15 protein-coding genes are annotated in these 13,209 nt (G+C 71.6%); 7 read left to right on the top strand and 8 right to left on the bottom strand.

The features are described 5' to 3' along the window. Positions 1-91: 91 nt before the first annotated feature. Together ACFYUV_RS02150 and ACFYUV_RS02155 are read right to left on the bottom strand one after the other, a co-directional pair. Positions 92-886: an ABC transporter permease gene (locus ACFYUV_RS02150; RefSeq protein ID WP_387663992.1), complete on the bottom strand. Its 795-nt coding sequence runs from the start codon at positions 884-886 to the stop codon at positions 92-94. A gap of 14 nt (positions 887-900) precedes the next feature. Next, a complete protein-coding gene (locus tag ACFYUV_RS02155; protein WP_387663994.1) occupies positions 901-1,851 on the bottom strand; it encodes an ATP-binding cassette domain-containing protein in 951 nt (316 codons plus the stop codon). Positions 1,852-1,921: 70 nt separating this feature from the next. Here ACFYUV_RS02155 and ACFYUV_RS02160 point away from each other — a divergent pair, with 70 nt between their 5' ends. After that, complete coding sequence (locus tag ACFYUV_RS02160; RefSeq protein WP_387663996.1) at positions 1,922-2,602, top strand: TetR/AcrR family transcriptional regulator C-terminal domain-containing protein; 681 nt, start codon at positions 1,922-1,924, stop codon at positions 2,600-2,602. On the opposite strand, the gene ACFYUV_RS02165 is transcribed toward ACFYUV_RS02160, so the two are convergent. Continuing rightward, on the bottom strand, positions 2,539-3,261 hold the full coding sequence (locus ACFYUV_RS02165) for a neutral zinc metallopeptidase (RefSeq protein WP_387663998.1): 723 nt from the start codon (positions 3,259-3,261) through the stop codon (positions 2,539-2,541). The genes ACFYUV_RS02160 and ACFYUV_RS02165 overlap by 64 nt on opposite strands. A gap of 259 nt (positions 3,262-3,520) precedes the next feature. Between ACFYUV_RS02165 and ACFYUV_RS02170 the strand changes: the two genes are divergently transcribed. Next, positions 3,521-4,228 carry a sulfite exporter TauE/SafE family protein gene (locus ACFYUV_RS02170; RefSeq protein ID WP_387664000.1) on the top strand — a complete coding sequence of 236 codons (708 nt, stop codon included), beginning with the start codon at positions 3,521-3,523 and terminating at the stop codon, positions 4,226-4,228. A gap of 21 nt (positions 4,229-4,249) precedes the next feature. On the opposite strand, the gene ACFYUV_RS02175 is transcribed toward ACFYUV_RS02170, so the two are convergent. From ACFYUV_RS02175 to ACFYUV_RS02185, 3 genes are all read right to left on the bottom strand, one after another. Then, positions 4,250-4,789: a DinB family protein gene (locus ACFYUV_RS02175; RefSeq protein WP_387664002.1), complete on the bottom strand. Its 540-nt coding sequence runs from the start codon at positions 4,787-4,789 to the stop codon at positions 4,250-4,252. Between the two features lie 88 nt (positions 4,790-4,877). After that, complete coding sequence (locus ACFYUV_RS02180) at positions 4,878-5,192, bottom strand: hypothetical protein (RefSeq protein WP_387664004.1); 315 nt, start codon at positions 5,190-5,192, stop codon at positions 4,878-4,880. A 168-nt stretch (positions 5,193-5,360) separates the two neighbouring features. Next, entirely contained in the window at positions 5,361-5,756 is a 396-nt protein-coding gene (locus ACFYUV_RS02185; protein WP_387664006.1) for a MerR family transcriptional regulator, read from the bottom strand. 49 nt (positions 5,757-5,805) lie between these two features. On the opposite strand from ACFYUV_RS02185, the gene ACFYUV_RS02190 reads away from it, so the two are divergent. From ACFYUV_RS02190 to ACFYUV_RS02210, 5 genes are all read left to right on the top strand, one after another. Further along, positions 5,806-6,855, top strand: a complete 1,050-nt coding sequence (locus tag ACFYUV_RS02190; protein ID WP_387664008.1) for an aldo/keto reductase — start codon at positions 5,806-5,808, stop codon at positions 6,853-6,855. Positions 6,856-7,164: 309 nt separating this feature from the next. Then, entirely contained in the window at positions 7,165-8,283 is a 1,119-nt protein-coding gene (locus tag ACFYUV_RS02195) for a substrate-binding domain-containing protein (protein ID WP_358284711.1), read from the top strand. Between the two features lie 60 nt (positions 8,284-8,343). Continuing rightward, positions 8,344-9,108: an ATP-binding cassette domain-containing protein gene (locus ACFYUV_RS02200; RefSeq protein WP_352365555.1), complete on the top strand. Its 765-nt coding sequence runs from the start codon at positions 8,344-8,346 to the stop codon at positions 9,106-9,108. Continuing rightward, positions 9,105-10,367, top strand: a complete 1,263-nt coding sequence (locus ACFYUV_RS02205; protein ID WP_358284713.1) for an ABC transporter permease — start codon at positions 9,105-9,107, stop codon at positions 10,365-10,367. The genes ACFYUV_RS02200 and ACFYUV_RS02205 overlap by 4 nt, the downstream gene beginning before the upstream one ends. A 35-nt stretch (positions 10,368-10,402) precedes the next feature. Continuing rightward, positions 10,403-11,608, top strand: coding sequence for an ROK family transcriptional regulator (locus tag ACFYUV_RS02210; RefSeq protein WP_352325906.1), 1,206 nt, complete (start codon positions 10,403-10,405; stop codon positions 11,606-11,608). On the opposite strand, the gene ACFYUV_RS02215 is transcribed toward ACFYUV_RS02210, so the two are convergent. Further along, complete coding sequence (locus ACFYUV_RS02215; RefSeq protein WP_387664011.1) at positions 11,605-12,354, bottom strand: neutral zinc metallopeptidase; 750 nt, start codon at positions 12,352-12,354, stop codon at positions 11,605-11,607. The two genes, ACFYUV_RS02210 and ACFYUV_RS02215, sit on opposite strands and share 4 nt — an antisense overlap. Before the next feature lie 36 nt (positions 12,355-12,390). Next, on the bottom strand, positions 12,391-13,203 hold the full coding sequence (locus ACFYUV_RS02220) for a neutral zinc metallopeptidase (protein ID WP_387664013.1): 813 nt from the start codon (positions 13,201-13,203) through the stop codon (positions 12,391-12,393). Between the last annotated feature and the right edge of the window lie 6 nt (positions 13,204-13,209).

The raw sequence follows: 13,209 nt of genomic DNA on the forward strand, positions 1-13,209 counted from the left end.
CACGCGCCCGCATCGGGGGTTTCACCCGACCCGTGAGAGCCGCCCGGCGGAACACCCTCCGCCGGGCGGCTCTCCGCTGTCCAGCGGCGTCTCAGCGGCTGGACGTGCGGTAACGGTGGGTCGCCAGCGGGGCGAAGACGGCGATGAGCGCCGCCGACCACAGCAGGCTCGCCGCGACCGGATGTTGCAGCGGCCAGACCGACCCGGCCGAGGTCGGGTTGCCGAACAGGCGGCGGGCGGCGGCCACGGTCGCGCTCATCGGGTTCCAGTCGGCCACCGGCCGCAGCCAGGCGGGCAGGCCCTCGGTGGGCACGAACGTGTTGGCCAGGAAGGTCATCGGGAACAGCCAGCCGAACGTGGCCGCGTCGGCCTGCGTGCCGCTGCGCACGTACAGGCCGATGCAGGTGCCCACCCAGATCATCGCCAGGCCGAACAGCGCCAGCAGGCCGAACGCCGCCGCCGTCTGGCCCGGTGAGCCGTGCGCACGCCAGCCGGCCAGCAGCACGGCCGCCGCGACCATGGCGGCCAGCGACATCAGGTGCATCGACAGGTCGGCCACGCTGCGCCCGATGAGCACGGCGCTGCGGGCGATGGGCTGCGCGCGGAACCGGTCGATGATCCCGCGTTCCATGTCCTCGGCCACCGCCGTGGCGGCCGCGGTCGCCGTCATCGCCATGACCTGCATGAAGATGCCCGGCATGAGGAAGCTGCGGTAGTCGCCGCCGCCGGGCAGGGTGATCGCGCTGCCGAAGACGTACCCGAACAGCACGGTCATGATGACGGGGAACACCAGGAACCCGGCGATCTCCCCCGGTTGGGCCTTCCACCGCGAGTACGTGCGGCCCGCGATGGTCAGGGAGTCGGTGACGGTCCAGCGCAGGTTCATGCTCGTGGCTCCTGTCATGCGGTCAGGTGGAGGAAGACCTCGTCGAGCGTCGGACGGCGGAGCGCGAGATCCTCGACGGCGATCCCGGCCACGTCGAGGGCGCGGGCGACGCGGACCAGCGACTGGGCCCCGTCGGGCGCCGGCAGCGTCACCAGGGTCCCGCCCGGCTCGAAGGCGAGCCCGGACGTGGGCCCGGATGTGGGCCCGGACGTGGGCCCGAGCGTGGGCCCGAGTGTTCCGAGGGCCGCCGCCGCGTCGCCGGGATGGCGGAAGACGATCTGCACGCGGTCGCCGCCGACCTGCCTCTTGAGCGCGCCGGGGGAGCCCGCCGCCGCGACCCGGCCCTCGCGCAGCACCACGACCTGGTCCGCCAGGTGGTCGGCCTCGTCGAGGTACTGGGTGGTCAGCAGCAGCGTGGTGCCCTCGCGGACCAGGCCGCGCAGCGCGTCCCAGAGCTCGCGGCGGCTGCGCGGGTCGAGCCCCGCGGTCGGCTCGTCCATGAACAGCACGGGCGGCGCGACGATCAGGCTCGCGGCCAGGTCGAGCCGCCGCCGCATGCCGCCCGAGTACGTCCTGACCGGCCGCCGCCCGGCCGCGGCCAGCCCGAACCGCTCCAGCAGCTCCTCGGCCCTGCTCCTGGCCCGCGCCCTGGACAGGTGGTAGAGGCGGCCGAACAGCTCCAGGTTGCGTCGGCCGGTCAGCAGCTCGTCCACGGCGGCGTGCTGACCGGCCAGGCCGATGCGGAAGCGCAGCCGGGCCGCGTCGCGCACCACGTCGAGGCCGGCGACCTCGGCCCGGCCGCCGTCCGGGCGGAGCAGGGTGGCCAGGATGCGCACGGTCGTCGTCTTGCCTGCTCCGTTGGGGCCGAGCAGCCCGCACACCGTGCCGGCCGGGACGTCGAGGTCGATGCCCCTGAGCGCCTCCGTGGCCGCGTACCGCTTACGCAAACCCTCCGCGCAGATCATCGCGAGGCTCCTTAACGGCGTTAAATCTAACAGCGTTAAGGATGCATTGAACGTTGTTAAGCTGTCAACCGTGGCACTTGAGAAGGGCACCATCGTGGCCGCGGCGCTGCGGTTGCTGCAGGAGACCGGGCTCGACGGGCTCACGCTGCGGCGGCTCGCGGGCGAGCTGGGCGTGCAGGCGCCCGCGCTCTACTGGCACTTCACGAACAAGCAGGAGCTCCTCGACGCGATGGCCGAGGCGATGACCGCCGCCCACATGACCCGCCCCGCGCTCACCGAGCCCGCCGCCTGGCGCGAGTGGATGAGGGACCACGCCCATCGCGACCGGGCGATGCTCAACTCCTACCGCGACGGCGCCCGGCTGGTGGCCGGCACCCGGCCGTCACCGGTGCTGTTCGAGGTGGTGGAGCGGTCGGTGGCGGCCCTGGAGTCGGCCGGGTTCGAGGTGGGCGACGCCGTTCGCGGGCTGTTCGCGATGAGCGTGTACGTCGCCGGGTTCGTGCTGGAGGAGCAGGCCGACCGGACCCGGCCGGACGCCGACGGCGCCATGCCCGACATGGCCGCCTTCCAGCGGGCCCACCCCCGGCTGACGGCCGGGCTGGCGGAGGTGGGCGACCCGCAGGGGGAGCGGTCGTTCGAGGACGGGCTGCGGCTCATCCTCGACGGCATGCAGGCCCGCCTCGACGGTCAGGAGACCTGCGAGGCGGGGGCCGACCAGGTGTCGCAGGCCGCCGGCGAGACCGCCCGGTAGCCGCGTTCCAGCCAGCGCACCCGGTTGGCGCCCGTGCCGTGGCTGTGCTCCTCGCCCTCGTCGCCGGCGGCCCGGGTGGTGTCGAGCAGCCCCGTCCAGTCCTGCCGGGTACGGCTCAGCGACGGCCACACGCTGCCCAGGAACGCGCCGGCCAGGCAGTCGGCCTGGAGCTCGAAGCGCCGGCTCTGCGCGCCCTTGCGCACGCCGAGGAGGCTCTGCACGTGGTGGCCGTACTCGTGGGCGGCGACCTTGAACGGGTAGAGGTCGGTGCGGCCCTCGATCCAGGCGCCGGTCAGCGGGAGGACGAGGGTGTCGCGGCCGATGCAGTAGAAGGCCGCCGCGTGCTCGGGCCAGGCGAACCCGCACACCTCACGCACCGGCTCGTCGTAGTAGCGGACGACGGGCTTGCGGAACGTCCGGCCGGTGCGCCTGAAATGGGCGGACCACGACTTGTCCAGGCACTTCAGAACCGCTGTGAGGTATTCGCGGCTCCTGGGGATCCCGCCTGAGCTCATCGGCGTCTCGGGGCAGGCCGACCGGGCGAGCCTCGGCGCCGCGACGGCCTCCACGGGCCCGGCCTGAAGGACGACCGCCAGCACCGACAGGGCGACGAGGGCGACGAGGGCACGCGGAGCGGGGGAGTGCACGGTGAGCAGCATAGAGCTTCCCCGACCAACGCACCCGCCCCGCGCCCCGACCAACGGACTCAGGTCAACGCACCCCGCCCCCCGCCTCAGCACCACCGCGCCCCCGATCCCGCACCCCCGCACCCCCCGCACCCCCCGCACCCCCGCCCCCGCACCCGCACCCCCCCGCCCCCGCACCCCGCCCCCGTGGCCCGCTCGCCCGGTGGGGCTGTCCATCAGGGGTGACGCTGGGTGAGGGTGGTTGACTTTCGGCGTGAGTGATGCGGGATTTGTGTTGCTTGTCGGGAGTTTGGCGGTTTTTCTGGGTGCGGTCGTGCAGGGGAGTGTGGGGTTCGGGCTGGGGCTGGTGGCCGCGCCCGTGCTGACGATGCTCGACCACAGCCTGATGCCCGGCGCGATCCAGGTGGTCAACATGACGCTGCCGCTGTTCACGCTGGCCGCCGAGTGGCGGCGGGTGGACTGGCGGGGGCTCGGGTTCGCGTTGCTGGGCCGGGTCCCCGGCAGCGCCGTCGGCGCCGTCATCGTCGTGTACGTCTCCGTCCAGGCGCTCGGCGTGCTGGTCGGGGTGATGGTGCTGCTGGCGGTCGGGCTCACCGCGCGTACGGTCAGCGTCGTCCGCAACGGCGCGACGATCACCGGCGCGGGCTTCGTGTCCGGGATCACCGGCACCGCCACGGGCATCGGCGGCCCGCCCCTGGCGCTGGTGTACCAGAGTGCCAAGGGGCCGCAGATCCGGGCCACCCTGGCGATGTTCTTCTTCCTGAGCGCCGCGCAGTCGATCGCCATCCTGGCGTTCGTCGGCCACCTGCCCGCCCGCGCCCTGGCCGCCGGCGCGACCCTGATCGTGCCGATGATCCTGGGCTTCCTGGCGTCGCGGCCGCTGCGCCGCCACCTGGACGGCGGCAAGGTGCGGACGGCCGTCCTGGTCGTGGCGACCGCGTCGGCGCTGGCCCTGATCGCGCAGAGCCTGCTGACCTGATCCGCCGGGTTACTCGCCGGGCTACTCGCCGGTCTGCCCGTCGACGGACTCGCGGATGAGGTCGGCGTGGCCGTTGTGCCGGGCGTACTCCTCGATCATGTGCACGAGGATCCAGCGCAGGTGCGGGCGGCGGCCGTCCGGCCAGGGACGCTGGGCGGGCTGGTCGAGCCCGCCGGCAGCCAGCGCCTCGGCGGTCAGGGCGCGCGAGCGGGCCACCGCGTCCCGCCAGAGCGCGCGCAGCTCGTCGGGGGAGTCGTGGGCGGCGGAGTGCCAGTCCCAGTCGGGGTCGGCCGTCCAGTCGACGGTGTCCCAGGGGGCGTGCGGGTCGTTCCCGTGCAGACGGCGGGAGAACCAGTGGTCCTCGACGTAGGCCAGGTGCTTGAGCATGCCGCCGAGCGTCATCGAGGAGGCGGCGGTGGTGGCGCCGAGGCCCGCCGCGTCGAGGCCGGAGCACTTCCACTCCAGGGTGGCCCGCAGGAAGTCGAGGAAGCCCAGGAGGGTCTCGGTCTCGTCGCCCATGAAGGGCGGTTCCGGGCGTCCCTGCTCGTCGAATTCGGTCATGAGCGGGCAGTCTACCGACGGGTTCAAGCAGGAGGACGCCCACGCGCGACGACGGCCCCCGCGGACGCGGGGGCCGATCGGCGCTCGCCTAGGCGGCTGAGAAGCTGCCCGACCCCGCCGGGACGTGGCTGCCGTAGCCGGGCCGGACCGTGACGGACGACCCGAAGCAGAACGGGTCGCCGTAGATGCGGACGACCTGATCGGTCTGGTTGTTGAGCACGTGTGCGGCGAGGGGCAGCTTCGTGCAGCCCCTGGGGTCGTTGTAGACCTCGAGGGGGAGCGTCTCGACCTGGAAGACGACGACCTGGCCGGTCGCGGCCCGGGCGGGGGCGGCCGCGACGAGCGGCGCGGTCGCCGAGGCGAGGACCAGGGGGAGGGCGGCCAGGCGAGCAGGGAAGCGCATGGGCGGGATTCCTTTCGTTTCGAGGGCCCCTCAATCCTCATGCGCCTCACGCGTCACGCACAGTAACCGTAAGGTGACATTCGACCTCGCCGTAAATCATGCGCCGAGCCGCTGGGCAGGTGCGTTGCCCGATGGGGTCGTCCGCGGACGGTTACTCTCCGTGATGGATCAGGCGGTGCATTCCGGGATGTCGTCGCGCAGGCCCAGGCGTCCCTCGTAGACCGCCACCTTGTTGGTGATCAGCTTGAGGCAGCCGTCGAGCTCCCGCATCCGGGCGAGCACCCGTTCCTGATGTTCGCGCAGCACCTCCAGCCGTTCCGCCTCGTTGCCGTGGCCCGCCCTGACGAGCTCGGTGTAGCGCCGGATGTCGGTCAGGGGCATGCCGGAGGCGCGCAGCCGGATGCACACGCCGAGCCAGTCGACGTCACCCTCGCTGTAGACCCGGCGTCCCGTGGCTCCCCGCTGTACGGGCTGGGTCAGCAGGCCCTCCTGCTCGTAGAACCGGAGCGTGTGCACGCTGAGCCCGGTGCGCTCGGCGACCTGGCCAATGCTCAAACCTGCCATGCCGTCCAGTTTGACCTAGAGCCGACTCTAGAACCTACGGTTCCGGGACATGAGATATCGCATCCTCGGCGGCACCGGCATCGAGGTCAGCGCCCACTGCCTCGGCACCATGATGTTCGGCTCGGCCGGCAACCCCGACCATGACGACAGCATCCGCATCATCCACGCCGCCCTCGACCAAGGGATCAACTTCGTCGACACCGCCGACATGTACTCGGCGGGCGAGTCGGAGGAGATCGTGGGCAAGGCGTTGCAGGGCAGGCGAGACGAGGTGGTGCTGGCCACCAAGGTGCACTTCCCGATGGGGGAGGGGCCTAACCGGGGCGGCAACTCGCGGCGCTGGATCGTCCGCGAGGTGGAGGCGAGCCTCAGGCGGCTGCGCACCGACTGGATCGACCTCTACCAGATCCACCGCCCTGACCACCGGACCGACATCGAGGAGACCCTCTCCACGCTCACCGACCTGGTGCGGCAGGGCAAGATCCGCGCCTTCGGCAGCTCGGCCTTCCCTGCGCACGAGACGGTCGAGGCCTACCACGTGGCCCGGCAGCGTGGCCTGTACCGGTTCCGCGCCGAGCAGCCGCCGTACAACATCCTGGCCCGCGGCATCGAGGGCGACGTGCTGCCCACGGCGCAGCGGCTCGGCATGGGCGTGCTCACCTACAGCCCGCTGGGCTGGGGTTTCCTGACCGGACGCTACCGCAAGGGACAGCAGATCGACCTGTCGCGAGGTCGCGCCGCGCGGGCGCCGGAACGGTTCGACCCGTCCATCCCGGTCAACGCGGCCAAGCTGGAGGTCGTCGAGGAGCTGGTGAAGCTGGCGGACGAGCTCGGCTGCACCCTGCCGGCCCTGGCCGTCGCCTTCGTCACGTCGCATCCGGCGGTCACCTCGGTCATTCTCGGCCCGCGCACGATGGAGCAGCTGGAGGGCTCGCTGAAGGGCGCCTCATTGTTGCTCGACGACGCCGTGATGGACCGGATCGACGAGCTCGTGCCGCCCGGCACCAACGTCTACCACCCGGTCGGCCTCTGGAGCCCCGCCCCCCTGGCCGATCCCGCGCTGCGCCGCCGCCACCTGGGCGACCGCGCCGCGAGCTGACCCGGACGTCCGCCGGAGCTCGCGCGACGATCTCCGGCGGCCGGCGCCCGCCCCGGTCCCGCCACGTCGCCCGACCGGCCCCGGCCCCTGAAAGCCGGCTGCCTCTGCCGGTCCCGGCCGCCCCGGAGTCGGCCGCTTCCCGCCCACGCCGGCCCGCTCCCGGTCACGGAACCGCGTCCTCGTGTTTCTGGATTGTTACCGGAAACAACAAACTCTCGGACGGAAGGGTCTTCCAAAGCAGGCCGCGGCGGAATACGTTGCCGCAAACAACATTCATCCGGGCCCCTCCGGAAGAAAGGACCCTGCATCATGCGCAAGGGGATCCTCAGCCTGACCGCCGCGGCGGCGACGCTCGCCCTCGGTCTCACCGCCTGCGGGGGCGACAGCGGTCAGACCGGCACCACCTCCACCTCCTCCGCCTCGGCGACGCAGGCCGCGAAGGCCGGCAAGATCGGCGTCATCCTCCCGGACAGCAAGTCGTCGGCGCGCTGGGAGACGGCGGACCGCAAGTACCTGGAAGAGGCGTTCAAGGCCGCCGGCGTCCAGTACGACATCCAGAACGCCCAGAACGACAAGACGGCGTTCCAGACCATCGCCGACCAGATGATCACCAACGGGGCCACCGTCCTGATGATCGTCAACCTGGACAGCGGCAGCGGCAAGGCCGTCATCGAGAAGGCCAAGTCGCAGGGCGTGGCCACCATCGACTACGACCGACTGACCCTGGGCGGCGGCGCCGCCTACTACGTCAGCTTCGACAACACCAAGGTCGGCACGCTCCAGGGCGAGGGCCTGAGCAAGTGCCTGGCCGACAAGAAGGCCGACAAGCCCATCGTCGCCTACCTGAACGGCTCGCCGACCGACAACAACGCGACCCTGTTCAAGAACGGCTACGACGGCGTGCTCAAGCCCAAGTTCGACGCCGGCGAGTACGTCAAGGGTCCCGACCAGGCCGTGCCCGACTGGGACAACACCCAGGCCGGGACGATCTTCGAGCAGATGCTCACCCAGCAGCCGAAGATCGCCGGCGTGCTGGCCGCCAACGACGGCCTCGGCAACGCCGCCATCACCGTGCTGAAGAAGCAGAACCTCAACGGCAAGGTGCCGGTCACCGGCCAGGACGCCACCGTCCAGGGCCTGCAGAACATCCTGGCGGGCGACCAGTGCATGACGGTCTACAAGGCGGTCAAGAAGGAGGCCGACGCCGGGGCCAAGCTCGCCGTCGCGCTGGCCAAGGGCGAGAAGCCCACGGCGAGCGCCAGCGTCAAGGACCCCGAGACCAGCCAGGACGTGCCCTCCGAGCTGCTGGAGCCGCAGGCCATCACCTTCGACAACGTCAAGGACGTCGTGGCCGACGGTTACGTCACCAAGGAGGAGCTCTGCACCGCCGACTTCGCCAAGAAGTGCACTGAGGCCGGAATTCAATAGCATGGACGGGCGCGGCCGGGTGCCACCGGCGCGAGGCCGCGCCCCTCTTTAGGGAGCCCCATGACCCCCCTCCTCGAAGTGCGCGGGATCGACAAGAGTTTCGGTCCGGTGAAGGTGCTGCACGAGGTCGAGTTCTCCGCCTACCCCGGCGAGGTCACGGCGCTGGTCGGCGACAACGGCGCCGGCAAGTCGACGCTGGTCAAGTGCATCGGCGGCATCTACCCCATCGATTCCGGCCAGATCCTCTTCGACGGCCGCCAGGTCGCCGTCCACACCCCCCGGGACGCGGGCGAGCTCGGCATCGAGATCGTCTACCAGGACCTGGCGCTCTGCGACAACCTCGACATCGTCCAGAACATGTTCCTCGGCAGGGAACGCAAGAACGGCTTCCTGCTCGACGAGGACAGCATGGAGGAGCTGGCCGAGAAGACGCTCAGCAGCCTGTCCGTGCGCACGGTGAAGTCCATCAGGCAGCAGGTCTCCAGCCTGTCCGGCGGCCAGCGGCAGACCGTCGCGATCGCCAAGGCCGTGTTGTGGAACAGCAAGGTCGTCATCCTCGACGAGCCCACCGCGGCCCTCGGCGTGGCCCAGACGGCGCAGGTGCTCGAACTCGTGCGCAGGCTGGCCGACACGGGCCTCGCGGTCGTCCTCATCTCGCACAACATGAACGACGTGTTCGCCGTCTCCGACCGGATCGCGGCGCTCTACCTCGGCAGGATGGCCGCCCAGGTCAAGACCGCCGACGTGACGCACGCCCAGGTCGTCGAACTGATCACCTCGGGTCGCAGCGGCGAACTCGGCCTCAAGAACGGGGTCACCCCATGAGCAAGGTCAAGGAACTCCCGGGCGAGGCCATCGTCGTCGCCGCGCAGTCCCCGTCGATCGCGCACAGCGTGCGGGCGTACTGGGAGCGCGTCCGGGGCGGCGACATGGGCGCGCTGCCCGCCGTGCTCGGCCTGATCGTGCTGTGCACGGTCTTCGCCCTGGCCCGGCCCGCGTTCGTCACCTCGATCAACTTCGCCAACCTGTTCACCCAGGGCGCGAACGTCACGCTCATCGCCATGGGCCTGGTGTTCGTCCTGCTGCTGGGCGAGATCGACCTGTCGGCCGGCTTCGCCAGCGGCGTCTGCGCGGCGGTGCTCGCCGTCACGCTGGCCACTTTCGGCCTGCCCTGGTACGTCTGCGTGCTGGCCGCCATCGCCACCGGCGTGCTCATCGGCATCGTCCTGGGCACGCTGGTGGCCAAGGTCGGCATACCGTCGTTCGTGGTCACGCTGGCCGCCTTCCTGGCCTTCCAGGGCCTGGTCCTGGTGCTGGTCAACGAGGGCACCAACATCTCCGTCCGGGACAGCGTGATCGTCGCCGTCGCCAACAAGAACCTGCCGCCGCTGCTCGGCTGGATCCTGTACGCGGTGTGCGTGGCGGGCTTCGCGGCCGTGCAGCTCCTGCGGGCCAGGAACCGGTCCGCGCGCGGCCTGGTCGCCGACCCGCTGTCGCTGATCGCGGCCCGCGTGGGCGCCCTGGCGCTGCTCGGCGGGCTCGCGGTCTACGTGCTCAACCTGGAGCGCAGCCGCAACCCCGCGCTGGTCTCGCTCACCGGCGTGCCGATCGTGGTGCCGGTGATCGTCGTGCTGCTGGTCGTGTGGACGCTGGTGCTGCGGCGCACCGCGTTCGGCCGGCACCTGTACGCGGTCGGCGGCAACACCGAGGCCGCGCGCCGGGCGGGCATCCCGGTCGACCGCATCAAGATCGCGGCGTTCGTGATCTGCTCCGCGATGGCGGCGGTCGGCGGGATCGTGGCCGCCTCCCGGGCCAGCTCGGTCGACCCGAACACGGGCGGCAGCTCGGTGCTGCTGTACGCGGTCGGCGCGGCCGTCATCGGCGGCACCAGCCTGTTCGGCGGCAAGGGGCGGGTGCTCGACGCGGTGCTCGGCGGCGCCGTGGTGGCCGTGATCGAGAACGGCATGGGCCTGATGGGCTACGGTGCCAGCGTGAAGTACCTGGTCACCGGGTGCGTGCTGCTGCTCGCCGCGGGCGTCGACGCCCTGGCGCGCAAGCGGGCGGCTGCTGCTGGTCTAAGGTGATCAGCGACCCGCAGCCCCTGAAGGAACCCCAGACGATGCGTGCCGGACCGTCCCAGGAGGACATCAGGCGCCACAATCTCGGCGCGCTGCTTCGCCATGTCCATCTGGGCGGGCCGATCTCGCGCGCCGAGCTGACCTCGAAGATGGGGCTCAACCGCAGCACCATCATGGCGCTGACGTCCGACCTCACCGCCGCCGGGCTGGTGCGGGAGGAGCTGCCGCGCGAGACCGGCCGGGCCGGCCGGCCCTCGCTGGTGGTGCGCCCGGAGTCGGCGCGCGTCTACGTGTTCGCGTTCGACGTGGGCCCCGACCGGCTCGTGGCGGCGCGGGTGGGGCTGGGCGGCGTCATCCTCGACCGCAGGGAGACCACCCGCGACCGGGGCAGGTTCGCCCTCGACGAGCTGGCCGGGGTGCTGTCGGGGTTCGCCAGGCAGATGCGGCGCAAGACGCGCGACGACACCGTGTGCGTCGGCGCCGCCGCCGCCGTGTCCGGCGGGGTGCGCAAGGGCGACGGCGTGGTGACGTTCGGGCCCAACCTGATGGCCCACGACGTGCCGTTCGGCGAGGAGCTGGGCCGCAGGCTGGGCCTCGGGCTGCCGGTCAGCGTGGGCAACGACGCCAACCTGGCGGCCCTGGCCGAGCACAGCCGGGGCCTCGGCGTGGGCGTGCGCGACCTCATCTGCCTGCACGGCGACGTGGGCATCGGCGGCGGCATCATCACCGGCGGCCACCTGCTCGGCGGCTTCGACGGCTACGGCGGCGAGGTCGGCCACATGGTCGTCAACCCCGGCGGGCGCGAGTGCTCCTGCGGCTCGCACGGCTGTCTGGAGGCCGAGGTGGGGGAGCGGGCGCTGCTGGAGCTGGCCGGCCGTTTCGGGCCCGGCCAGCACGGCCGGGACGCGGTCCGCGCCGTGGTCGACGCGGCCGACCGGGGCGACATCGTCGCGCAGGAGGCGCTGAGCCGGGTCGGCGACTGGCTCGGGCTCGGCGTGGCGAACCTGGTCAACATCTTCAACCCGGAGATGGTGATCTTCGGGGGCATGTTGCGGGAGGTCTACCTCGGCTCGGCGGCGCAGGTCCGCACCCGGCTGGCGCTGCACGCCATGGCCCCCCAGCGCGAGCACGTACGGCTGCGCACGTCGGCGCTCGGCGACCACGTGACCCTGGTCGGGGCGGCCGAGCTGGCCTTCGCCCACGTGCTGGCCGACCCGCTGGAAGTGCTGGCCAGGGTCAGCTCCTAGCGCACCCGGGCCTTGGGGGCCGTCCAGGTGTCGCAGGCGGCGGCGGAGCCGTCGCGGTAGCCGCGGTTCTGCCAGTAGGCCAGGTTGCGCGGGCGTCCGTGGATCTTGCTGTAGTCCGCCCGGCGGACGGCGTCCAGCCATTCGCGCCAGGTGACGTCGGGTTTGATCGAGGTGAGCGCGGCGCTGTAGAAGACGCCGGCGAAGCACTCGGCCTGCATCTCCAGCCGGTGGCTGAGCAGGGTGCGGGCCCCCGTGGAGGCGGGCTGGTACAGGGCGTTCTGCGCGTCCAGCACGCCGGTGAGCTCCTGGACGTGGTGTCCCCACTCGTGCGCGACGGAGTGCGCGATGTTCATCCGGAACGGGTCGTCCAGGTCGTGCTTCATGACGCGGATGACGATCGTGCGCTGCACCGGGCAGTACTGCGCGCCGTTGGCGGTGATCCGGCCGCAGACCGAGTCGCCGCCGGTGGTGACGGTCACCTCGGGCGGGGTGTAGGTCAGACCCGCGGCCGCGAACCGGCCGGCCCAGAACCGGTCGGCGCATCTGGCCATGGCCCGGTGGAACGACTTGAGCGAGGCGGCGCTGCCCGCCCGGATGGCGGGGACGGCGCAGGCCAGGCGTTCCCGTGAGACGACCGGCGCGGCCGACAACCCCCCTCGCGCCGGGCGGCCCGCCGCGGCCGACGGAGCCGGCGACAGAAGAACCGCGATCATGCACATGGCGAGCGCCATGAGGGGAATGCGCACGATCGCGGATCTTAGAGGAGTTTGTACGAGTTTGGCTTAGCTGACCTTGCCCTTGGGGGCGGCCCAGGTGTTGCAGGAGCCCGCCGACTTGCCGGTGAAGCCGCGCTTGAGCCACCACGCGACGTTGGCGTCCGAGCCGTGGCTCAGGTCGGCCGAGGAGCGCGTCTTCACGCCGAGCGCGCTCAGGTCGGCCGGGTCGTGCGTGCCCTTGAGCAGGGAGTCGAACTCCTTCTGGCTACGGCCCAGCGAGTCCCAGACGCTGCCCATGAACACCCCGGCGTAGCACTCGGCCTGCAGCTCGGTACGGCGCACCGGCTCCAGGTTCTTCGGGTTGTCCAGGACGTACTCGCCGCGCTTGTTGTGCCGGAGCATGCCGGTGAGCTTCTGGACGTGGTGGCCGTACTCGTGGGCCACCACCAGCATCAGCACCGGGTCCGACGGCTCCTCCACGACGTTCGGGCTGAGCAGGAGGGTCATCGTCTTGTTGACCGGGCAGTACAGCGCCTGCGCGCCCCCCGGGAAGCCGCCGCAGCCCGTGGGGGCGCCCAGCTTGGTGATCACCTGGAACTTCGGCTTGCTGAAGGCGAAGCCCGCCTGCTTGAGCTTGGGGGCCCAGGCCTTGTCGAGGCATTCGAGCACCGCCTCGAAGTAGACCCGCGCCTCGTCCTCGGTCCCGGACCTGACCGGCGGCTCCTCGCACGTCCTGAGCGCGAGCCGGCCGGTCTTGTAGATCGGGTTCTTCGTCAGGACCGGCTTGCTCGCCGGGGCGGCCACGGCCGCGTGGGCCGTACCGGCGACGAAAACGCTCGCCAGTGCTCCGGCAATGATCGCCAATCGGGGGGTACGCATGGGAAG

Origin of the sequence: Nonomuraea sp. NPDC003560 (assembly GCF_042878785.1) — a bacterium.
Taxonomy (GTDB): domain Bacteria; phylum Actinomycetota; class Actinomycetes; order Streptosporangiales; family Streptosporangiaceae; genus Nonomuraea.

Bases quoted from the DNA above. Each gene is read 5' to 3' on its own strand.
- ACFYUV_RS02150 (WP_387663992.1), bottom strand. From the start codon at position 886: ATGAACCTGCGCTGGACCGTCACCGACTCCCTGACCATCGCGGGCCGC.
- ACFYUV_RS02175 (WP_387664002.1), bottom strand. From the start codon at position 4,789: ATGACCGAATTCGACGAGCAGGGACGCCCGGAACCGCCCTTCATGGGC.
- ACFYUV_RS02200 (WP_352365555.1), top strand. From the start codon at position 8,344: ATGACCCCCCTCCTCGAAGTGCGCGGGATCGACAAGAGTTTCGGTCCG.
- ACFYUV_RS02210 (WP_352325906.1), top strand. From the start codon at position 10,403: ATGCGTGCCGGACCGTCCCAGGAGGACATCAGGCGCCACAATCTCGGC.
- ACFYUV_RS02155 (WP_387663994.1), bottom strand. From the start codon at position 1,851: ATGATCTGCGCGGAGGGTTTGCGTAAGCGGTACGCGGCCACGGAGGCG.
- ACFYUV_RS02165 (WP_387663998.1), bottom strand. From the start codon at position 3,261: ATGCTGCTCACCGTGCACTCCCCCGCTCCGCGTGCCCTCGTCGCCCTC.
- ACFYUV_RS02195 (WP_358284711.1), top strand. From the start codon at position 7,165: ATGCGCAAGGGGATCCTCAGCCTGACCGCCGCGGCGGCGACGCTCGCC.
- ACFYUV_RS02185 (WP_387664006.1), bottom strand. From the start codon at position 5,756: ATGGCAGGTTTGAGCATTGGCCAGGTCGCCGAGCGCACCGGGCTCAGC.
- ACFYUV_RS02180 (WP_387664004.1), bottom strand. From the start codon at position 5,192: ATGCGCTTCCCTGCTCGCCTGGCCGCCCTCCCCCTGGTCCTCGCCTCG.
- ACFYUV_RS02190 (WP_387664008.1), top strand. From the start codon at position 5,806: ATGAGATATCGCATCCTCGGCGGCACCGGCATCGAGGTCAGCGCCCAC.
- ACFYUV_RS02205 (WP_358284713.1), top strand. From the start codon at position 9,105: ATGAGCAAGGTCAAGGAACTCCCGGGCGAGGCCATCGTCGTCGCCGCG.
- ACFYUV_RS02220 (WP_387664013.1), bottom strand. From the start codon at position 13,203: ATGCGTACCCCCCGATTGGCGATCATTGCCGGAGCACTGGCGAGCGTT.